Source organism: Candidatus Thorarchaeota archaeon, from assembly GCA_013388835.1.
Taxonomy (GTDB): domain Archaea; phylum Asgardarchaeota; class Thorarchaeia; order Thorarchaeales; family Thorarchaeaceae; genus JACAEL01.
Map to the genome: position 1 here is coordinate 1 of JACAEL010000074.1, position 21,833 is coordinate 21,833.

Annotated in this window: 20 protein-coding genes; 16 read left to right on the forward strand and 4 right to left on the reverse strand. The window is 54.9% G+C overall.

Annotation, left to right across the window (positions count from 1 at the left end):
* The 4 genes from HXY34_12330 to larE all read left to right on the forward strand — a co-directional run.
* A partial coding sequence (locus HXY34_12330; GenBank protein NWF96920.1) for a tetratricopeptide repeat protein occupies nt 1-1,293 on the forward strand: 1,293 nt, incomplete at its 5' end.
* A gap of 12 nt (nt 1,294-1,305) precedes the next feature.
* On the forward strand, nt 1,306-2,787 hold the full coding sequence (locus tag HXY34_12335; GenBank protein NWF96921.1) for a hypothetical protein: 1,482 nt from the start codon (nt 1,306-1,308) through the stop codon (nt 2,785-2,787).
* 30 nt (nt 2,788-2,817) lie between these two features.
* Nucleotides 2,818-4,656 carry a hypothetical protein gene (locus HXY34_12340; protein ID NWF96922.1) on the forward strand — a complete coding sequence of 613 codons (1,839 nt, stop codon included), beginning with the start codon at nt 2,818-2,820 and terminating at the stop codon, nt 4,654-4,656.
* Between the two features lie 53 nt (nt 4,657-4,709).
* Nucleotides 4,710-5,507, forward strand: coding sequence for an ATP-dependent sacrificial sulfur transferase LarE (larE, locus tag HXY34_12345; GenBank protein ID NWF96923.1), 798 nt, complete (start codon nt 4,710-4,712; stop codon nt 5,505-5,507).
* 29 nt (nt 5,508-5,536) lie between these two features.
* Here larE and HXY34_12350 read toward each other — a convergent pair whose 3' ends face one another.
* A complete protein-coding gene (locus HXY34_12350) occupies nt 5,537-6,721 on the reverse strand; it encodes an aminopeptidase P family protein (protein ID NWF96924.1) in 1,185 nt (394 codons plus the stop codon).
* Nucleotides 6,722-6,904: 183 nt separating this feature from the next.
* Between HXY34_12350 and HXY34_12355 the strand changes: the two genes are divergently transcribed.
* From HXY34_12355 to nifU, 4 genes are read left to right on the forward strand one after another with little or no spacing between them, the layout of a single operon-like run.
* Complete coding sequence (locus HXY34_12355; GenBank protein ID NWF96925.1) at nt 6,905-7,144, forward strand: sulfurtransferase TusA family protein; 240 nt, start codon at nt 6,905-6,907, stop codon at nt 7,142-7,144.
* 13 nt (nt 7,145-7,157) lie between these two features.
* A complete protein-coding gene (locus HXY34_12360; protein ID NWF96926.1) occupies nt 7,158-7,511 on the forward strand; it encodes a DsrE family protein in 354 nt (117 codons plus the stop codon).
* 20 nt (nt 7,512-7,531) lie between these two features.
* Nucleotides 7,532-8,701, forward strand: coding sequence for a cysteine desulfurase (locus HXY34_12365; GenBank protein ID NWF96927.1), 1,170 nt, complete (start codon nt 7,532-7,534; stop codon nt 8,699-8,701).
* A 5-nt stretch (nt 8,702-8,706) separates the two neighbouring features.
* A complete protein-coding gene (nifU, locus tag HXY34_12370) occupies nt 8,707-9,483 on the forward strand; it encodes a Fe-S cluster assembly scaffold protein NifU (GenBank protein ID NWF96928.1) in 777 nt (258 codons plus the stop codon).
* 93 nt (nt 9,484-9,576) lie between these two features.
* On the opposite strand, the gene HXY34_12375 is transcribed toward nifU, so the two are convergent.
* Nucleotides 9,577-10,053: a GNAT family N-acetyltransferase gene (locus tag HXY34_12375; GenBank protein NWF96929.1), complete on the reverse strand. Its 477-nt coding sequence runs from the start codon at nt 10,051-10,053 to the stop codon at nt 9,577-9,579.
* Nucleotides 10,054-10,294: 241 nt separating this feature from the next.
* On the opposite strand from HXY34_12375, the gene HXY34_12380 reads away from it, so the two are divergent.
* The 7 genes from HXY34_12380 (at nt 10,295) to HXY34_12410 (ending at nt 18,731) form a co-directional block, all read left to right on the forward strand.
* Nucleotides 10,295-11,173 carry a VIT1/CCC1 transporter family protein gene (locus HXY34_12380; protein ID NWF96930.1) on the forward strand — a complete coding sequence of 293 codons (879 nt, stop codon included), beginning with the start codon at nt 10,295-10,297 and terminating at the stop codon, nt 11,171-11,173.
* Nucleotides 11,174-11,241: 68 nt separating this feature from the next.
* Complete coding sequence (locus HXY34_12385; GenBank protein NWF96931.1) at nt 11,242-12,366, forward strand: radical SAM protein; 1,125 nt, start codon at nt 11,242-11,244, stop codon at nt 12,364-12,366.
* A complete protein-coding gene (locus tag HXY34_12390; GenBank protein ID NWF96932.1) occupies nt 12,359-13,369 on the forward strand; it encodes a radical SAM protein in 1,011 nt (336 codons plus the stop codon). Before HXY34_12385 ends, HXY34_12390 begins: the two co-directional genes overlap by 8 nt.
* A gap of 13 nt (nt 13,370-13,382) precedes the next feature.
* The gene (locus HXY34_12395) at nt 13,383-14,981 is read left to right on the forward strand and encodes a DUF116 domain-containing protein (protein NWF96933.1); all 1,599 of its coding nucleotides are present in this window, start codon (nt 13,383-13,385) and stop codon (nt 14,979-14,981) included.
* Entirely contained in the window at nt 14,978-16,042 is a 1,065-nt protein-coding gene (locus tag HXY34_12400; protein NWF96934.1) for an FAD-dependent monooxygenase, read from the forward strand. The genes HXY34_12395 and HXY34_12400 overlap by 4 nt, the downstream gene beginning before the upstream one ends.
* A 253-nt stretch (nt 16,043-16,295) precedes the next feature.
* Complete coding sequence (locus HXY34_12405) at nt 16,296-18,257, forward strand: tetratricopeptide repeat protein (protein NWF96935.1); 1,962 nt, start codon at nt 16,296-16,298, stop codon at nt 18,255-18,257.
* A gap of 174 nt (nt 18,258-18,431) precedes the next feature.
* A complete protein-coding gene (locus HXY34_12410) occupies nt 18,432-18,731 on the forward strand; it encodes a hypothetical protein (GenBank protein ID NWF96936.1) in 300 nt (99 codons plus the stop codon).
* Nucleotides 18,732-18,931: 200 nt separating this feature from the next.
* Here HXY34_12410 and HXY34_12415 read toward each other — a convergent pair whose 3' ends face one another.
* Nucleotides 18,932-19,864, reverse strand: coding sequence for a hypothetical protein (locus HXY34_12415; protein NWF96937.1), 933 nt, complete (start codon nt 19,862-19,864; stop codon nt 18,932-18,934).
* Between the two features lie 394 nt (nt 19,865-20,258).
* Here HXY34_12415 and HXY34_12420 point away from each other — a divergent pair, with 394 nt between their 5' ends.
* Nucleotides 20,259-21,023, forward strand: a complete 765-nt coding sequence (locus tag HXY34_12420) for a phosphotransferase (GenBank protein ID NWF96938.1) — start codon at nt 20,259-20,261, stop codon at nt 21,021-21,023.
* Here the strand turns inward: HXY34_12420 and HXY34_12425 are convergent.
* Complete coding sequence (locus tag HXY34_12425; GenBank protein ID NWF96939.1) at nt 21,020-21,730, reverse strand: hypothetical protein; 711 nt, start codon at nt 21,728-21,730, stop codon at nt 21,020-21,022. The genes HXY34_12420 and HXY34_12425 overlap by 4 nt on opposite strands.
* Nucleotides 21,731-21,833: the final 103 nt, after the last annotated feature.

The following is a 21,833-nucleotide window of genomic DNA, read 5'->3' on the forward strand; positions in this document are numbered from 1 at the left end:
GATACCACCAATGCGCTGGACTACTACAACCGGTCTCTTGAGATTGCCAAGGCCATGTTGGAGAAAGCCAAAGAGGATGGCAAGGACGAGACCGATGCACTCTACCGCATAGCCTCAATCTATCACAACATGGCCCTGGTGGCAATGGACCGTAAGGACTTCCAAGGTGCAATGAAGTACCTCGAGGATGCAGAGGCCATCGATAGGACGTTGAAGAACGAACGCGGTCTGGCAAAGAGGTTTGATGCCATGGGACTGGTCATGCTCAGACAGGGGCGTGTCAGTCAGGCACAGTCCAAGTTCGAAGAAGCAGAGAAGATGGCCCGAAACCAAGACGCCGAACGCAGCCTGGCATACATATACTACCACCAGGCCGAGTTGTACGAGCAACTCAAGCAGTGGAAGAAAGCAGAGAGTGTCCTCGAGGAGGCCGTCCGACTGGCAGAGCTCACTCAGGACACGGGGCTGCAGGTCTCTGCGATGACCAAACTCGCGGACATCCTAGACCGCCTGGACAAGTCAAGCCATGACATGAGAAGGAGGGCAGAGAAGCTGCGTCGATCGATGCAGTTCAAGAAGAGTGTCATCTTCGTAATCGACTACTCTGGAAGCATGCAGGCTCAGGACCGCATAAAGGCTGCCATCAACGGGGCCAAGGAGATTGTACGCAGCCAGGTCAACCCGCAAGATGAGGTGTCCATAATCGTGTTCAACAACACCTACACAGTGGCACTCCCACTCACTCCAAGAGGTGAGTTCGAGCGGGATAGCGACAGTGAAATCATGAAGACACTGGACTCGTTACGATACCCGAACTATGCCACAGCATTCTATGACGCCCTTGGCAAAGCACTGGAGTCACTGGACATGATCCAGACCAGTGAACACAGATGGGTGATTGCTCTCACAGACGGGCAGGACAACAGCTCAAAGGTCTACTCCCTCGATGTGCTCAAAGGCATCAGCACAGAGAAGGACCGCATGAAGAAGGGTCGGCCCCTCACGATAGAGGGCTATATCAGGGACAACCATCTCGACGTGAACCTGATAGTGATTGGTGTGGGTAACGAGCTGAGAATGCCTGTTCAGGACAAGTCTATCAAGTCCCCTAAGACAGGCAGACCCATGAACATAGAGGAGCTGCTCCAGTCCATGTGCCAGAACGTCCCTCAAGGTCAGTATCTATCAGTGGTAGATAGCACTAATGTCAGACTGGACATTGGGAAGGCGTTCGAGCAGGTGGCAGTAATGATGGCTCAACTCGAAGTGGGCGGGAGCACAGTTGACTACTAGGAGGTGGCAAGAATGGCGACAATGGTTCAGACGAAGAAGAAAGGCAGTTTCAAGAGGAATGTCATCGCGACATTCTTGGCAATCACGGTGCTCTCAGTCGGAGTCACAGGAGCCATCGCTCTTGGGTTTGTAGACCTCATAGGGGGCGTCACGATTGGGCAGAGCTCGACGGCACTCGAGTCACAGATAGAGCGTAACATGAACATCACTGCTGGTCAGAATGCACAGGTCATAAACCAGAAGCTGGCGAACGCTGAAGCCATGGTGAGAGCCATGGCAGACGAGTGTGAGAGAATACTGTCACCCGGGTCCACGTATGTGGCACGGGAAGTGTACTACGACTACTTCTTCGAGAATGTCGGGCCACGACCAGCTGACACTCACTACGAGGAGAAGTATGGTATCAACGTGTCATGGAACTACAGCAGCTGGTATGCTCCGGGGACCACGTCAAGCAACTATGCAGCATATGCTAGCGCAAACAGCAACAGACTTGGCAAGGTCTCGAACCTCGACTATATGTTCCAAGCTATCCACAGGCAGATGCCAGAGTTCAGGTGGCTGTATCTTGCGTTCGCCAGTGATGGCCTATTCATCAACTACCCAGGTAGTATACTGGCAGGCTCGGATGCTCAACGTGTCAGTAACCCCTACGTGCCATATCTGGAGGACTGGTATCAGCAGATAGAGGACGGTCACGGTGACATTGTCTTTGTGGAACCCTACTATGACGAGATTGATGGGGTCCTCCTCATATCAATCGGAAAGGCAGTGTACTTCACCAACAACCACACACTCATAGGTGTCATATCGGGCGACATATCCATCGCTGACATCAACGACAAGATCCTGAATGTCAAGGTATTGGAGTCAGGGTACGCAGCTCTCGTGAAGGGGATTATCGACCCAGTGCCGACTCCACACGAGTATGTGGGAGTGGTGGCACATCCGGAGGTGGAACCTGACGAGTACATGGCCGGACTGCCCGCACTCGCACAAGTCGAGAAGAACACAGATGGTTCCTCAGCGCTCACAGCGGCACAGCTGAACCTACTGCTCTCTGGTGGAAGAGGCATAATCACGTACACACGCAATCTGAAGGAGTTCCTGCTCGCCTACACGCCGGTAGAGAGAGGAGACTATGTCTGTATCATCATTGTACCAGTGGAAGAGGCATTGGCCGCCATACCGGAGCTGCAGAGCAGAATACAGCTTGCGAACACTCAGGCGACATTATTCATACTCACCATTACAGCTCTGGGCATAGTCTTGGCAGGAGCAGTGGCGGCAGCTGTGGCCAATCAGATCACTCAACCATTGCAGTACCTGATGGACCTAGCCATGAAGAACGTGACCGCAATGATCAGGGAGGAGCGCCTAGACACTGAAGACTTGCGCGTTGACTCTCAGTACACTGCGAAAGACGATGAGATTGGTGAGCTGGCCAGAGCGTTCCAAGGGATGCTGGACTCCATAAAGGACGAGAAGAGCTAGCGGCACTGCCGGCAACTAGGAGTGAAGACGGTGAGTACTGAACAATGGACGGTCGAGAGGTCGAAACTTGTCTACGGAATAGGCAGGAACGACCTCCGTTTTCTTGATGTGGACCCCACGGGGAATCTTCTGCTCTCCATCAACGGGCACACGGTCCCTGTAGCAGACATCATACAGCAGGTGGTCTCACGTAATGGCATCCAGACTGCATTCACATCGTCGTTCACTCTTCGAATGCCACAGCTGATCGAATCACAGATTGTGAAGCTCAAGAAGGCCTTTTCAGATGTGATGACTGCGAGAGGCTACAGAGGGGAGTTCAGAGCAGTCTATCCTGTCAAGGTCAACCAGCGCGCGGACTGTGTGATGTCTGTACTGAAGTCAGACCCACAATATGGAGTAGAAGTGGGAACAAAGACTGAGCTCTTCCTTGCAAGAGCTGTGACTTCAGATGAGAAACACCGGCTCATCGTATGCAATGGTGCGAAAGGTCCAGAGTACCTTCGCTTCATGAAACGCATGGCAGAGGACGGTCACAATATCGCTGTGTCACTAGAGTCACTATCGGAGGCGGTCCGCTTCACAGAGACTCTTGCACCCGGGGAGGTGCAGATTGCTCTGCGTGTGAAGCCCTATCTGACTGTCAGAGGACACTGGTCACACTCAGGCGGACGCGACTCCAAGTTTGGTCTTGCAGTCCACGACATCTTCGATGTGGTGTCACTTCTGAAAGAGAGGGGGTTTGGCAACTCGGTCACCACAGTGCTGGGCCATGTGGGTTCCCAGATAACAGCCATGGAAGACTTCGGGATGTTCGCGAGATTCATGTTTCGTACATACACCGAATTGAGGAACGAAGGTCTTCCCAATCTCTCTGTGATCGACTTCGGCGGCGGACTGCCCATAGACTACACTAGCTCATCTCAGCCGGACATGATGGCAGTATACGCGAGAACTATCATCGACAGTGTGCTAGAGGAGCATGCAGTCAGTGTGCCGGAGTCCCAACACCCGCACATTCTAGTCGAATCAGGAAGAGGAATCACTGCACTCGGCTCTGCAGTGCTCGTGAAGATCCTTGAAGTCAGGTCGGTGTTCCCACCTGACGGTCGCCCAGTGGACCCAGAGCGAGAGGAGAGGAAGAGCCGGTGGGCCTCGAAACTACGTGAGGCCACCTCGTTGAATGAGATTACAGAGATATGGACGGAGTTCGAGGCGGAACAGACCGCTGGGACTCGTACACTGGCAGCAATCCGCGATGACGAGCAGATTCGCGGGGAGTTGCGTGCTGAGGCCAGGAGACAGCTGGCAAGGCTTGCCTCTGACAACATCAGACCTGACAGGGTCGTTGAAAGCATATGGCATCCCGAACACATTGTCATTGGAAACTTCAGTGTCTTCAACAGCATCTTGGACCATGTGCTGGTCAACCAGTATTTCCCTGTGATTCCCATAAGGGACCTGCACCTGCATCCTGAGACCACTGTCAGACTTGTGGACATCACCTGTGACTCGGACGGCGAGATATCTCAGTTTCATCGGAAGGCATCGAACACGATCTGGTTTACACGGGACTTTCGTCCGCTCACCATGCCCAACGCCGAGATAGGACTGGGCATACCGGTCGGCAACCTCAAGCGACTGGAGGGGTCATACTTCATGATTCCGTTGACCGGCGCATACCAAGATGTGATAGAGGCGGACCACAATCTCCTTGGCGACCTGCCTGACGTGGAAGTCACTGTGAGTGACGATGGGCAATGGAACGTCCGGTGGCGTGCCAGTGCACAGCGGATGAGAGACCTACTGATTGAGCAAGGTTATACTCAGATTGACATCGAAGAGGACCCGTACGTGGCCGACGATTGACAGCGGGGACCGGAGCTCAAGCCTTAAGAGGCAACTCGGGCTGCTCAGTCTTGATGGCGAACTCTGAAGACAAGTTCAATGCAGTCCGTGACATGCTGCGTGGCAGTGGGACTCTGGTAGCCTTTAGCGGAGGTGTTGACAGCACAGTACTTGCTCTGCTGGCAAAGGAGGCGGCTGCTAAGGTCGTGCTGCTGACCGTCTTGTCCCAGGTCGTTCCGGCAGCAGACCACGCCTCGGCCGAGATGGTCGCGAGAGAACTCAGTATTACTCACAGGGTCGTCACATTCGACTGGCTCGGCCAAAAGGAGCTGAGCAGGAACAGAGAGGACAGATGCTATCAGTGTAAGAGGGCGCTGGGGAGACTCTGGCTCACAGAGGCCTCCAAGATGGGCCTGAGTCGTGTTGTGGAGGGGACGACGGCATCTGAAACAGAAGGTCGAAGGCCGGGATTAAGAGCACTTGCAGAGCTTGGAATCGAGTCGCCGCTTCTGAAGGCAGGCATCAGGAAAGAAGAGGTGAGGACCTTTGCCCGCGCAAATGGTCTCTCGGTCCACAACAGACCATCGATGGCATGCCTTGCGACAAGGTTCCCATATGGCACGACCATCACAGCAGAAGGACTGTCCGCCGTCGCCCAGATGGAGTCAGCCGCACGGGAGATTCTCGGAGTGGTGTGCGTCCGAGCCAGGGCCCATGGCGACGTTGCTCGCTTGGAGATAGCGCCCCAGGAGATGGAAAGGGCATTCGACATAGATAGACTGAGAGCACTTGACGAAGCCGGAAGGAAGGCAGGCTTCAAGTACGTGACAATCGACGCCAGGGGCTACCGGACCGGATCCATGGATGAGTAGTCGAGACCGGAATCGTGATTGGTCAGTGCCTATCGTTCAATGTGAATGAGGGATCTCTGAGGATGTGACAAGAACTCGCATCCATCCTCTGTCACAAGTATGTCTTCTTCAAGGCTGACCTGTCCATACTCCCTTGTTGTCACATACAACTCCAGTGTGAAGACATTCCCTACCTCGACCACGCCTTTGGGGCTGTCACCATATCGCTCCCAGAGCGGACCCAGAAGAGTGCCCCCATCATGTGCGGCCCTGCCGAGCTGGTGACCCAGCGCATGCTTGTACTCCTCATATCCCCGCTCGCGTACAAAGTCCCTAGCGATACTGTCCACCTCGTGTCCAAGGCGACCGGGACGCATGAACTCTGCTGCTCTCTGAATCGCTTCTTGTACTGTGTCAAAGGCGGTCCGGACCTCTTCAGGGACTCTGCTTGGAGGCCCGAGAAAGAACATCCTCTGTAAGTCAGAGCAGTAGCCCATCCACTTCACACCAAAATCAAAGTGAACGAGATTGTCTGGCACGAGTAGCCGGTCAGTAGGACCAGAGTGCCCGAACTGCTTGTCGGGACCTGCGTCAACAGCTGGGTTGTGACTTGCGCTCCAAGCTGGTGACACCCCATGTCTGCTCATCAACTCATGGAAGGTCTGATACACTTGGAGCTCGGTCATACCTGGTCCAACTCGTCCTGCAATCTCCGATAGAATGGACTCTGTTATCTCGACAGCACGAGATATTCGTTCTATCTCGGTATTGGTCTTGCGACCGCGTAGTCTTGTGATCAACCCCTCCGCACTGACCAGCCGATTCACATAAGGGGTGTCCCGAAGATGCTCTCGGAGGGTCTCGTACATTCCGACAGTCAGACCATCTGAAGCAACATCGTTTCTGCTGTAGTTTACTGCCACCTTCTGTGGGTCAGCGTCTTTCAGCACTGAAACCAAATCGTCTCTGATTGACTTGGTGTAAGGGACTACCTTGTGGAAGAGTCCGCTCTCCTCTACTGCAGCCGCATCGAAGTCTCCAACAATCGCAGTACGCGTGCCGTCCGCACAGTAGACTAGTGCAGAGTGCCAGACGAGATCGCCTCCGAACACAAGAGGAAGGACAGGGTCTGCCATCTGGGAGGTCTCTCGCACCCAGACCAACCAAATGTCAATGTCCAGTTCTCTCAGAATGTCACAAGCCTGCTCGCTCTTCTCAAACTCGACCCTTCTCATGATAGGACCTCTTGAATCATTTCAGTTGTGCGATGCACCTTCACTCACACGCGACAGTAAAAGGTACCTGGCCGCATGAGACCAGCTCAGCGCCGTGAAGGCAGGAGGCTGGCTCGTACAGGACCAATAGTTTATAAGCCAGAATTAACCATTGTTAGTCAGGTCTGCCTGGAGAGGTAGCACATGGACGACGCTCCTGCGATGACAATTGACTGCATAGGTCTATACTGCCCCCAGCCGCTCTTCCAGACGAGGGAGGCGATTGACAAGCTGAAGGTGGGTGATGTACTGGAGGTCCTTGCTGACGATCCGTCTGCAGAACCAGACCTGAAGCGATTTGCGAAGAGGACCGGACATGAGATAGTAGCCTGCGACTGGCTGGAGGACGGTGTGGTCAGGATTCGCATCAGGAAGACCAAGTGAGGAGAGAGTCAAGATGAGCAGCATTCTGTACGTGCAGACGAGTGACAACCCCGAAAGACAGTACTCGCCGCTGGTCTTGGCCCAAGCAGCCAAGATGATGGACATAGATGCCAAGGTATACTACTTGGGCCAAGGACTAAGGGTCCTGAAACCCGAGGAGAGCAAGAAGATAAAGGTGGGAACCTTTCCATCCGTGTACGAGATGATTCAGAAGACGCTTCAGATGGGAATCGAAGTCTATGTCTGTGAGGCCTCAAAGCAGATGCTTGGCTGGGACAAGGTAGAGCTGATGCCGGGGCTGAAGATAGTGGGCGCAGCAACGCTGAATGACCTAGCCCTAGAAGCAGATGCCACAATGTGGTTCTAGAACTGAGAGAAGGCGAGTGATTGAAGGACCTCTACTTTGACTATCATTCATCCAAGCCAACTGATCCGCGCGTCGTCGATGAGATGATTCCCTTCTTTACGGAGAGGTTCGGAAATCCATCTTCGCTTCACAATACCGGGGACGATGCAACCAAGGTCCTAGAGGAGAGCAGGGCCACCATCGCGCGTTTCATCAATGCTGATCCCGATGAGATTGTGTTCACGTCCGGGGCGACTGAGGCGTCGAACCTTGCCATCATAGGATACGCTCTGAAGAACAAGGCAAAGGGCAAGCACGTCGTGGTGTCGGAGGTCGAGCACATCTCAATCGCCAACATCGCCAAACACCTGACAACCATGGGATTCGAGGTCTCCAGCGTCCCGGTGGACCGCTACGGGAGAGTCAGTCTGGAAAAGCTGGAGAGGAGAATCCGAAAGGACACCATTCTAATCAGCATAGGCTACGCGAGCAACGAGATAGGCACCATACAACCCATAAGAGAGATTGGAAGAATGGCCGCCGAGAGAGGAATAGCTTTCCACAGTGATGCAGTGGCAGCCGAGGGCCTTGTGCCCATCGATGTGAGGCGGGACAATCTCAACCTGATGTCACTCTCTTCGAACGACATCTACGGACCGAAGGGTCTGGGTGTCCTCTACATGCAGAAGCGATTCCGCGTCAACCCACTGATGATGGGCGGAGGGCAAGAGAGAGGAATCAGGTCTGGCACCGAAGACATGCCTGCAATCGTCGGGATGGCGGCGGCTGCCCGCATCATGGAGAAGGAGATGGGCGAAGAAGTGAGACGACTTCAACGATACCGTGACCGCATCATCAAGTCAGTATTAGAGACCGTGCCAGACAGTCATCTCAACGGACATCCAACAGAGAGACTCGCGAGCAATTCTCACTTCAGGTTCGATGGTATTGAGGGCGAGGCAATCCTGCTGTCTTTCAAGGACCGCGGAATAGCAGTATCGACGGGCTCCGCATGTACATCGAAGACTCTGGAGCCATCACACACACTCATTGCCACAGGGCTAGTACATGAGGAGGCACACGGGTCCCTCCAACTGACAGTTGGACGATTCACAAGGGATGAACAGGTCGACCGTGTTCTAGAGGCTGTTCCAGAGGTCGTTTCGCGACTCAGAAAGATGTCCCCACTGTACCAAGAGAAGAGGGTATGATCAAGATGAAGTCTACACAGTATTCTGACAAGGTTTTGGATCACTTCAGGAATCCACGGAATGTAGGCACACTGGAGGGTGACGACGTGGCCATGGGCAGAGTCGGAAACCCGGTGTGCGGAGACCTGATGGAAGTCTTCATCCGTGTAAAGGACGACCGGATAGTGGATGCCAAGTTTCGGACATTCGGGTGCGGCTCGGCCATAGCAACAAGCAGCATGACCACTGAGATGGTCAAGGGTATGACACTTGACGAGGCCATGGAGGTCTCCAGAGAGGATGTTGCCGGGGAGTTGGATGGGCTACCACCGATAAAGATGCACTGCTCCAACCTGGCTGCAGATGCCCTGCACGAAGCAATCAAGAACTACAGGGCTAGAACGCAACAGACCCAGGCGGAAGCCAAGAAGAACGAGGACCAGCCCGAATGTGTCATCGGGAAGGAGGAGTATCTGGGCAAGGGAGTCTATCTGTCAGTCGAGGACGATTCTCAGTTCAGGGATAAGCGTGTGCTTGTTGTCCATACGGGCGACAAGTCAGTGGGTGCTGCACTACGCCTCTTGAGCTCTGCAGGAAGAGTCGTGCTCCTTACTCCCGAGACCGAGATACAGACCACACCTGACCTCTCAGAGAGACTGAAGAGCTCTGGCATCAAAGTCCTGTACCAGTCTAGGCTGCTTGAGATCCGCGGAGAAGGAGAAGTCGAGAAGGCACTGATACACAACCTTGACGAGGATGAGCAGTACGAGCTGTTCGTAGATGCAGTTGTCATAGTGGACTGAACTCTGACTCGTCACAGAAGCCATGTGACAGTGGGCAGACACAGACAGCTGACACACTCACACGGCATTCGGCCAGTGGATTCAAGATGTGCTTCAGATGGCCTTTGTCATATTCACCATGACTGGCGTGAACCCGTTCTTTGACCAGAATGCCAAGCCGGTCTCATTGAGTGCGGACACGCCCAACCTGACTGTATGCATACCTTTCTCTGAGAGCCAGTCCTCGGCCATTCGATATAGCTGCGTCCCAATCCCGCCTTTACGATGCTGCTCACTAACAAACAGCCCATCTATGAAACCAACCTGCCGCTCACGATGAACTGGTGACGTCTCGTATACATATGCAGACACGTAGCCCACAACTAGGTCTTTGACGCATGCAACTGCAAAGAACGAGTCTGCTTCGAACTGTTTCTGGAAGTAGGTCCGCATAAATCCCACTGCATCGTCGCTCATCTCATACCGCGGGTCAATGGCCTCGTGATATCTAAAGGAGTCAGTCCAGAGCTGAACTATTGCTTCAATGTCATGTGGTGTTGCGCGCCGGATGGAAGGAGTTCGGACGGACATGCCACTCAAGGCCTCACAGGAAGACCTTCAACCTATCTGATGCACATAAACCTGTGCCGCCAGCGCGAACACACCGTCATTTGCGGTACGGCCACAGAGTCTGGTGTCAGCCCACAGTCACGGCCCTCAGACGACCAGTTCAGCCTGACTGAAGCAAGCTGTGCGAGTCCACGCGATGGCCTCAAGCCGCAGACTCGTATCAATCACCAGAGATTTACGTGTGACCGACTTGTGTCAACTCATGTCAAGCGAGATTAGCGAGGAACTGAGAAGACGCATCACCGCTAGCCAAAGGGACGAGATCACCGAGCATGTGATCTACAGGCGGTTGGCAGAGTCCGCAAAGGACGAGAGAAACAGAGAGGTGTTGACACGACTCTCAGACGATGAGCTAGCACACTATGAGATCTGGAGAGAACTCAGTGGGGTCGAAATGAAACCCAGCTCGCTCAGAGTGAAGAAGTATGTCTGGATTTCCAGGCTCTTCGGTCTGACATTTGGCCTCAAGCTGATGGAGAGTGGAGAGGAGAGAGCCCAAGAGTTCTATCAGTCTGTAGCGGAACAAGCGCCGCAGGCATTAGAGATAGCCAAGGACGAAACCCAGCACGAGCAGGAACTCGTCGGCATGATAGACGAGGAGAGGCTGAAGTATGTCAGCTCGATGGTTCTTGGACTGAACGACGCCCTTGTCGAACTCACGGGTGCGCTGGCGGGGTTTACCTTCGCCCTGCAAGACGCTCGACTGGTAGCAATGACAGGCCTGATAACGGGCATAGCTGCATCGCTGTCTATGGGAACGTCAGAGTATCTGTCCACAAAGTCGGAGGGGGAATACAAGAGCCCGACGAAAGCCTCGATGTATACCACGCTTGCCTACTTGATGACCGTCATCTCGCTTGTGGCGCCGTTCTTGTTGCTTAATAGCATCTACCTATCGCTTGGCATGGCACTCGTCAACGCAATACTCATACTCTTCGTCTTCACATTCTATATCTCTGTGGCCAAGAGCTTGCCATTCCGAAGACGATTCCTCGAGACTGCCTCAATCAGCCTCGGTGTAGCAGGACTGACCTTTGTCATTGGTCTCTTCGTCAGGTTATTCTTTGGGATAGAAGTCTGAGACATGTGCTCACGGAAACTGTAATAAGACGACAGACGGGCTCTTGAACGCTTCTGGTGAGATGCCATATGGACAAGACCGAACAGACCCCACCCTGTGGAGAACGTGCAACGCGTGAGTCACCAGAGTTTGTTCGAACAAGCCTTGCGGCCTCGATGACGATGGGCAAGGTGCAGGGGAAGTTCTACCGTGATGCAAAGCTATACTGCATCAACCTCTTGATGACATATGATGAGGGCTGCCATGCAAAGTGTGCATACTGCGGTCTCTCGGGTTCTCGCCAGACTGACAGCGAGTGGATTGACAACAGTTTCATCAGAGTCGACTGGCCAGTCTTCTCTGTCGAGGAGGTCAAGGAGGCAATTGCCGAGGGGAAGTGTCCACATGTCGAACGCGTCTGCGTATCAATGATAACCACTCGTCAGGCCAAAGAGGACCTGCTCAAGGTGGTCTCTGAACTGAAGCAGGTCATTGACCATGTGTCGATACTAATCACACCCACAATAATTGACCGAGACTGGCTGGTCAAAGCAAGGGAAGCAGGTGCCGACAAGGTGGGTGTTGCAATTGACGCCGCCACTCCAGAACTCTTCGACCGACTGCGTGGCAAGGGCGTTGGAGGTCCTCACAAGTGGAAGAAGTACTGGCAGATACTGGCCGACTCTGTCGAAGTTTTCGGCCGCTATGAGGTTGGGGTGCACCTCATTGTGGGCCTAGGAGAGACCGAGTCTCAGATTGTTGAAGCCATCCAGCGGGCTTATGATATGGGGGCGTACACCCACCTCTTCTCGTTCTTCCCCGAGGAGGGTTCTCTGATGGGAAGCAGTCCGCAGCCGCCGCTAGGGGCGTATCGCAGAGTTCAGCTAGCGAGGTACTTGATCAACGAGGGACTTGCTCAGTTCAGTCAGATGAGCTTCAATGAGGCAGGTCAACTCACCGACTTCGGTGTGCCACCGACGTTGCTGGAGGAGGTGATTCGGAAGGGTGAGGCATTCATGACTTCTGGATGCTCCAGTCCCAGTCACAAGTATGCCTGCAACAGACCGTTTGGAAATTGCACACCGTACCAGGCCTCTATCGGTCACTGGAGGAACATACCCTTCCAGCCTACTGAGGAGGACATCGATACCATCCGGACCCAGATACGGGACTATTCTCTGGAGTACAAGGTGGCTGACCCCGAGTTTGACTGAGCCGGATAGCATCATTGAAACCTGCCTCAGCAGTCCTGAGGAGGAACTCGGCATTCTCTTCGAGAGAGCCTACAGACTGTCGAGAGAGAGGTTCTCTGATGTCATCGCATTTCATATGCCAGGTATGCGACACTATGAGACCGAATTCTACTCTGGGACAGACCCCTACAGGTTTCCGAGCATATCGGTCTCTGGGAGCAGGTGCGCACTCGACTGCGAACACTGTAAGGGGCACCTTCTGGAGAGCATGATTCCAGCGAGAACACCAGAACAGCTGTGGGACGCCTGCGTTGAGGTCAGCAGAAGGGGAGGCAAGGGAGTGCTTGTCAGTGGTGGCTCCACCCCGCAAGGGAACACTCCGCTTGCAAGATACCTGCCTGTGATAAAGAGGGTCAAGGAGGAGCTGGATCTTGACATCGTGGTGCATACCGGGGTGGTCTATCCGGAGGTCGCAAGAGGACTGGGAGAGGCGAGGGTTGACGGTGCCATGCTTGATGTTATTGGCGACCGCGACACACTGCGTTCTGTGTATCACTTGGACATGGAGCCCGACGCGTTTGACCGGTCCATGACCCTTCTTGAGGACAATGGAGTTCCAATCGTCCCGCACATCGTCGTGGGGCTACACTATGGGAAGATTAGGGGCGAGAAGAATGCAATCAAGATGATAGCAAGGCACAGGTCTGAGTCAGTCGTGGTGGTCGCGTTCATGCCACTGGATGACACGCCGATGCAGAGTGTGACCCCATCATCGCCCATGGACATAGCACGCGTTCTTCTTGCCTGCAGACTCGTCATGCCCGAGAGAGCAGTGGTGCTTGGGTGTGCAAGGCCACAAGGTGGGCACAGAGAAGCCACCGACAGGCTCGCGATTGACGCAGGTGTCAGCGGCATCGCCTATCCGACAGAGGACGCACATCAGTACGCCTTGCAGAGAGGACTGAGAGTCATGCTCTCGGACGAGTGTTGCTCTCTGCTTGGCAAGGCTATCGAGATACAGTAGGGAGTCGTAGTAGATGAGAGAATGGAGACTGCTGGACACTGGTTTCCTATCAGGTGCGCAGAATATGGCGCTGGACGACACACTGCTTGAGTGTCATAGTCAGGGACTCTCTCCAAACACAGTCCGGTTCCTACAGTTCAGACCATCGGTAGCACTGGTCGGATACCATCAGTCTGTCGAGCAGGAGATTAGAGTCGACTACTGCAAGAGAAGCGGAGTCGATATCAACAGGCGGATAACCGGCGGTGGGACTGTCCTGTTCACTCCAAAGTGTCTGGGCTGGGAGATATATGCTGACAAGAGGACACCAGCTGTCAAGAGCTTCGGCAGAGACCTTGACCGACTGTCGCGTATGGTCTGTTCCGCGACCGTCAAGGGGCTGAGGAGTCTGGGACTCGAGGCTGAGTTCAGACCGAGGAACGACATAGAAGTCCATGGTCGCAAGATATCGGGTACTGGCGGCACAGAGAGGGGCGAGTCTTTCATGTATCAGGGCACCCTCTTGATAGACTTCGATCTGGAACTCATGTTGAAGTCACTTAGGATTCCAATGGAGAAGCTCAAGGACAAGGAGATTGAGAGCGCAAAGGAGAGAGTGACTTGGATTGCACGAGAGCTCGGCCGCGTTCCCCCGATTGAAGACATCAAGAGTGCGATTGCGGAGGGCTTTGAGAAGACATTCGACATGACTCTCGTGCCGGGTGAGCTGCTTGACGCCGAGAAGGCAATCTATACCAAGAGTCTCCCGTACTTTGAGTCGGACGACTGGGTTCACCTTGTGCATAGGTCAGAGGGGACAGCCGGTCATGTCAATGCCGTCCATAAGACGCCCGGAGGACTCATCCGGGTATCGCTCGCTATAGACGTGGCAGGCGGGTTCATAGTCAGCAGCTTCATCACGGGTGACTTCCAGGTATTTCCTCAGAGAGCAATCATGGACTTGGAGGCACACCTGAAGAACCTCTCCACCGACGAGAACACCATACGTGCCGAGGTCCGCGGGTTCTTCGAACAGACAGGGGCTGAGATAGCCGGCGTCACACCAGACACACTGGCAGATGTCATCATTGAGGCAGTGGAGAAGAAGGCGTTCGTTCAGCTCGGTCTGACTCTTGAGGAAACCAACCACCTGATGTCAGTAAACTTCTCGCCCGACCAGCTCACCGCACAGCACTTCGACTACGTACTCCTCCCATACTGTGCCAAACTGGTGGGCTGCCAGTACCGCAAGACCGAGGGCTGCACTACCTGTGGTAATTGTACGGTGGGCGAGATCTACGAACTGATAGAGAGTATGGGGGTTCCTGTGAGGACAATTCAGACCTTCGAACACCTGATTGAAACAATTGAGGAGTTCAAGGAGAAGGGGGCTCGCGGGTTTGTGGGGTCCTGTTGTGAGGCGTTCTTCTGCAAACATCACGAGGACTTTGTGGCAAGTGGCGTGCCAGCGCTTCTGATTGATGTGGACGACTCGACCTGCTACGAGCTTGGAAAGGAGAAGGAAGCATACATTGGCAGCTTCGAAGGCCAGACATTGCTCAAGACAGAGCTGATGACCCGTGTCCTGACAACCTTGGCACAGATGGGACTGCTGAGAGGACAACGGCCTTGACCGAAGAGTACGATGTGATAGTGGCCGGTGGAGGGCCGGGTGGTACGACAGCTGCCATCTGCTGTGCCCGTGCAGGCCTCAGGGTACTGCTCCTTGAGAAGATGGCGAGAGGACGACACAAGCCGTGTGGCGGGGTGCTTCCACTAGTCGCTCCGGACATCATTGAGCAGGTTGTCGAGGCCCCCATCCCTGCCAGTGTCATGTCGCGGCCTCCGCAGCTCGGTCTCACATATGTTCCTCCTAGTGGGCGGGACAACGGAGGCAGACTGAGAGGATACGCTGTACATAACATCGACCGTGACAAGTTTGACATATGGATGGTAGACCTTGCCATAGAAGCGGGCGTGGAGGTCCGCTTCTCCACGAGACTCGTCTCGTTTGACCAAGGGTCCAGCCTCATCGTGGAGGCAGTATCAGGCGAGGACAGGACATCCATCCAGACCAAGTTTCTGATTGGTGCGGACGGAGCAAGATCCGTCGTGAGGAAGATGCTCTTCCCGGCTGTGCGGGAGCCCGTGATGCTGGTGGGACAGGAGACATGGCATGGAGAAGGCGACTTCTACAATGACTTCTACATCCTCTTCAGAGGACGCATATCTCCCGCTTGCTCGTACGTGATACCCAAGGATGGCAGGTTCATCATTGGAACAGGAGTGATACCCAGGTCGCAGCCCACAGTCTCCCAAGCACTCCACCTCCTCAGGGGTTGGCTTGAAACCGAGTTCTCATTTGTGGGGACAACAGTTGAGAGGAGGGAGTGCTGGGGGATACCCTTTGGAGAAGCCGCGTTTGGCCGGGGAAACGTACTCTTGGTAGGAGATGCTGCGGGCTTGTGTAACCCCTTGTCCGGAGAGGGAATCAGGCTTGCAGTCGAGAGCGGCGAGAGTGCCGCGTCAGCAATCGAGAAACACATCGAGGACGAGGGGGCTGTCGACGAACATGCCGGTAGACTGTCAGACCTTTCATCAATGGTCGCGCATCTGCACGAGTTCGTCACAGCAGCTGACGACAACGCCCGAGAGGAGTTTGTACGTACAGAGCTGACCAGGCGCATGTCATGAGAATGTCTCAGACTCCTCAGACTGCTCCTCTCAGAAGGTTCATGGCATGGTCTCTTATGCACTCCCTTGCCCAAGTCCAAGACACTGGCATCGAAGACTGCTGTGAAGCACATCCTTCCTCCGACCGTCGCAACCTCCCGGACCCCAATCACCTTCTGTCAACGCCAGTCCCCCGAGACAAAGAAGAATCACACAAGACAGATTAGACTGTGTGGACATCGACGGTGCATGCTGCAATCCGGAGCGGGATGACTTGGACGACACTGGTATTGTGACTGGGTACTTCCCCTTCATGGACAATGCCCAGAAGGAGTACGTCAGAGAGCTTCTTCACGACGCAGCTAACTACGCGGGCTTTGTCACGGCTCTTGTTGACGGAGTATGTGTGGACGAGAAGCGTGTTGGGCTCCTCCCCTTTGCACAGCGCTGCGCTTGGGCTCTTGGGAGCCTCCCGTTGCTCGAGAGACTTGTCTCTGCTTTCGGGGTGAAGGCAAGCTCTCTCCCGTGGCACATCCATGCGATGCGCTTCATAGGACAGATTCCCACAGATGAGATGGCGGTCCAGCAAATCCGCGCATCACTGAGCTCAGATGCAGACAGGTGGGTCCGCTTCGAGGCAGAAACACTGATAGCAGACATGATGGGCAACTATGACCCGGTCGGAACCCTCAGGGCTCTGGAAGACCTAGAGGAACAGGCAAAGGAAGACACCAGGTACGAGTGGTTCTCCGCGAATCTGCGATACTTGAGGGGTGGCGCCAATCTAACCATGGACGACAGAGAGACTGCGGACCGACTCCTTGAGGAGTCTGTCACTCTTGCAGAGCGGGTGGACGATCTCTTCACTAAGGGATCTGCTCTGTTGATGCGTTCTGCGACCGCCCTCAGTCCCGGTATGTCTCTTGAGTACCTGAGCGAGGCTAGGAGAATGTTCCATGCGCTTGGCAACAGCGTCCTTGACGGAACTATCGAGAACAACATGGGATTCTACAGAGTGGCGAGAGCCGAACACGACCAAGCAATTGAGCACTACCAGCGTGCCATAGAGATTCACCGGGAGATGGGTATCGATGTGTTCAATCCCTATCTCAACATTGCAGTACTCTACGGCAACATCGGTCGGACTGATAAGGCACTCGAATACGCCTCGCAGGCGCTTGAGGTCGCCAGACGGACGAACCCGGACTACCCGTCGCCACAGATGGAGATGGCAAGAGCACTCATACTCTCAGGCAGGAACGATGAGGCCTACGAGTACCTTGAGGCAGGAGGCGAACTGGCCTTCAAGAGGGGGCCGAAGAAGGAGCTGTGCAGATACTACCTCATCAGAGGGATGCTGGAGACCTCACGGGGGAACCACTCGGCAGCTCTCTCTACACTGAAACGAGGCCTTCGGATTGCGGAGGACACAGGGGAAGTGTACTACGTCTTACAGACGCTCCTTCAGCTTGCAGGAGCCGAGATCCTCGCACTCGCTCAGAGAGGAGATGAGGAACGGTCGAGCGGTCCGCTAACGGCTGTGGTCAGACTCGAACAGCTTGCGCGAGAGCAGAGTCTGCCGGGCCTCTCTGTTCAAGTTCTCCTCCTGAAGGCGGAGCTCGAGAAACTTCGTGGAAGGAAAGACCTTGCGCGGAAGAGACTTGACGAGGCCTTGGCCATCTGTGACTCTGAGGGACTCCACTCGCTCCGCTCTGCGGTCCAAGCAAGGACCAGTGACAAAGAAACCCCAAAGACACGGAAGTCCCTGCTGGAGTGGCTCAGAAGCCTGATCCGCCAGATCGCAGTGCCGTCCGGGCAGGTACGGAGGATACCATTCGTGGTCATGGGCTGCATTGTCATTCTCAGGGACTCGGGTCTGGAGGGCTACTCCCAGTACATAGACCCGAAGATAACAAGCGACCCGTCCTTAGTTGCAGGGTTGATAACTGCGGTCTCCAGCTTCGCCAGGGAGCTCAGGGAGGACACGTCCGGCAACCTGCAGTCCATCATACATCAGGACATCGCAGTTCTCCTCGAGCACGGGTCCAGCGTCACCTGCGCCCTGCTGACAGACAAGGACACCTATGAGGCAAGGGTGATAGAACGCAGGTTCGTGGAGAGGTTCGAGGAGGCTTTCTCAGAGTCCCTGAAGGAGTTCGTGGGCGGTATGGCCCAACCACTTGATGCGCAGGCCATCTTCCAGTCTGTCGTGGTCCAGAGGAACCACATGAGATAGGGTGTGCAACAGCTACAGAGAAGTTGGACATCTCTGGACATCCGTAGGTAGGTCTCCAGACCATTGGGGCTTATACACCCCGGTTCGAAGACAATGGCCTGAGGTCATCCACCCGACACCTGAGCGGCCTCAAGGAGTGGTCCCAGTGCCGTCTCCTGGGCGGATAAGACTCCTGTGTCCAACTTCGTCCAACTCACAATGAACGGTTGGTGGCGGGTCAGCTCAGTCAATGACGACATCGGTCTTGCGAGTCTGGCTCTGAGAATCGACTCCACCAACTTGACGGAAACACACACCCTGAGCGTGGCTGCGACATCCTTTGACTGGACTCCGACTGAAGAGGGGCTGTACGTACTTACTCTGAACACTGTCGAGACAGCAGGGAATACAGCAGTTGTATATCTGGTAGTACTTGTCGGCAACGATACCGGGTCCTACGATACTGGGCACGACCAAGGCTCAGCGAGGGGCTGAGTCAGGGACTAATCATCACTGCCGCAGGCGGTGGAGCAGCTCTGGTAGTCGGACTCATAATCGGTTCGATTATTCCCAAGCGACGAGGAGCATAGTCTCCAAGAAGACAATTCCGTGTCCAACGCACGACAAGGGGTCGCTGTTCTCTTTTTCGGACAGTCACTGTGCGTAGGTCATGCCGTTACTGCTGCCGATGCGCCTCACATGAATTCCCAGTCGGAGCCAGCCTCATCATTGTTGTCACCTGCGTATGCGCCCGCACGGTGTGACAGTCTGACTGGTATGACAGCTGAGATGTCTCGCGCCCAAGGAATGTCCAGCGTCGCCTTGATGGAGGCCGCGCTTCTCACAATCGCTCTGTCGAAGCTCACAGGCATCGAATCATCAGTCCCGAGTTTAACGCTCACCCAGATCTCTCGTCCAAGCTCAAGTTCTTCTACGAAATGCTGGCTCAGCGTCCATCTCCTCTTATCCGTTATGCGCCGTGCAGAGGTGAACTCCTCGTTCTGCAGTTCGACGCGGACTCCGCGAGTCTTCACATCGCGAGCGACTCGGAACCTCAGCTTGATTGGGTTGCCGAGGCAAATGGAGTCCTCTTCCAGCTCCACATCAAACACAGCCAGCTCGGTGTCAGTGACAGAACGACCACTCCTATCCAAAGCCATGTGCTGGGACTGGCTTGCAGGCTTCTTGGCCGGCTGTATGACGCTGAGTGTCGTCTTTCTCCTAAGGTCTCTTGCCCAAGAGAGCTCAACAACGCCTGTCAGCGTGTATTCAATCCATCCGCATAGTCCCGAGTAGCTGGATGGCACGTCATCAGGCAGTCTAAACCGGAACGGATACTGGACCTCTCCTGCAGCGACCACAGCAGCGCCCTCGAAGTCCTGTCTGACTGTAAAGTACACCCGTTCGTCTTTGTAGGTCGTCGAACTTTCGCTGTCGCCCACCTCAATCTTCGTGTGCTCGCGGCCAGTGAACGTCAGGTGTATGGCGTTGCACCGCAGCTCCTTGTCGCACCTGACGAACATGGTGCCTTCCACAGTCTCACCTGCACGGTACCGATCCTTCGTTGTGACTATCTCCACGTCCCGCATGAGGAGAACATTCCTGCCGTGGAAGCGGTTGTCACGCATACTCTCTTTAGGTTTCGCACTTCAGTGACCTGCTGAAACCTACTCGTGCAACAGGCCGAGCTCCAGTGGAGTCGACTCGTCGTGCAGCCACACACAGCTGCCTCTGCCAGACTGGACTGAAGGCCGGCCGCCTCCCCTGCGTCAGTGTCGCTCCATTCACAGGTACATGGGCATGAACACGACGGCTTGGACGGCAAAGCTCACAGAAACCGTTCATTTTTAGTTGGACAAAGTTGGACACAGGAGTCTTGTCACTCCCAGGATACGGCACTGGGGCCAACCACTCCTCGAGGTCTCATGAGGTGTCGAGCCGACCTCAAGCTCTCCCTTCCCGCACGGAGGTATATATGCACCACGCAGCGATGTCCAAGATCGTCCAACTCCTGGGCAGCTGTTGCGCACCCCAGAGCCGATCAGGAACTCTGAGGGAAACTGGCTGACCCATGCGAGTGGCAACTACGAGGTCCCGAAACAGCGGGTCTGCACGCTCCTCCGGTGGGTCAAAGGCAGGAGTGTCGAGAAGAACCCCCGGCCTGCTCACCTGCAGGCGGTAGGTAGGGCGATTGGACTCTTGCACAGGCATGCTATGTCATGGAAACCGCCTGCAGGGTTCACCCGGCGACACTGGGACTGGGAGGGCCTCTACGGTCATGGCTCAGGGTTCATGGTTCCCGGTGAGAGGGTCAGGTCTTCAATCCCTGCCCCGTACAGGGAGGGCTTCGACAGGACGACACTCAGAGTCCGCGAGGTAATGGAGGAGCTGGGCAGAGGCAGGGGGGCATATGGACTGATACACGCGGATATAGCGCTGGGTGCCAACGTGCTCTTCCACTCGGGGAGGGCGAGGCCAATCGACTTCGATGACTGTGGGTTCGGCTACTGGGTGTTCGACCTTGCCGTGCCCATCGCGCACTATACCAGCGACTACCAAGACTTCTCTCCGATGGCCAAGGAGTCGCTGTTCAAGGGGTATGAAGAGGTGCAAGCACTGCCGAAGAGAGTTGAGGAACATCTGGACCTCTTCGTCGCAGCTAGATATGCTCAGGAGATGGCATGGGCACAGGCGGGAGTACTGGACGAGTCGGTCAACACGGAGGACTCAATGGCTTGGCTGGACAGGGCGGGAAAGGACTTGAAGAGGCATCTGGATTCGATCTAGACAAGTTTCCTCCTTATGGAGAAGAGGAGTGGAAGTTTGTGCTCTTTGATTCGGTATACAGACCCGTGGTTTCGTACAGAGTTGTCCGGTTTCAAGTGCATTCGCCAGTCAAAAGTGATATGGCCTGTTCTGACAAGTGCTGTGACTGAGTCCTCACGGATGTCGGCAAGCAGATGTGCATCAAGATAGCGCACACGGCGAGAGGACCCATCAAGCACAGATTCCACTGCAACGAGCACCATGTTGGGAGTCTTCTTGGCAAGCGCTCTAACCAACGACTCGGTGGGCTGATATGCCACAACGTCATCTCCGTAGCGGAAGTCAATCCGTTGATTGTCTGCCGAGAGCACTAGACCCCACCCGCGGCTGTTGAACCCGGTGCCGCTCACTGTGCAGTTCAGTCCCAGTCGCCCGGCATCGTCGGTGTGACCGTACCTGAGAATGAAGTCACGCCATGTGATATTCCCAATACGCTTTGGCGATTTGGAAAGGAGGGTTATGGGGGTTGCTGACTCTCTTCGAGTTGTCTTGATTTCGAACTCACCCCAGTCAGGCACAGACAGATTGTTCTCCTGCAGGCCCAACAGTTGCTCCAGCTGTAGTCCAGCCGCTCCATGGCCGTGATGTGCTAGACGATACCAACGGCCACGCAGCTTTGTGAGCTTTGCTTCCAACGCCTCGAGTGTAATAGAGGCAGGGCGTCCCAATGTGCTTCGAGTCCTCCAGATAGATGTTGCATCAGGTCCACTTTGATTTCACTCTCGACGCTGTCGATGTATAGGCTTTAAAGGGATGGTCACTCCCTTCTGA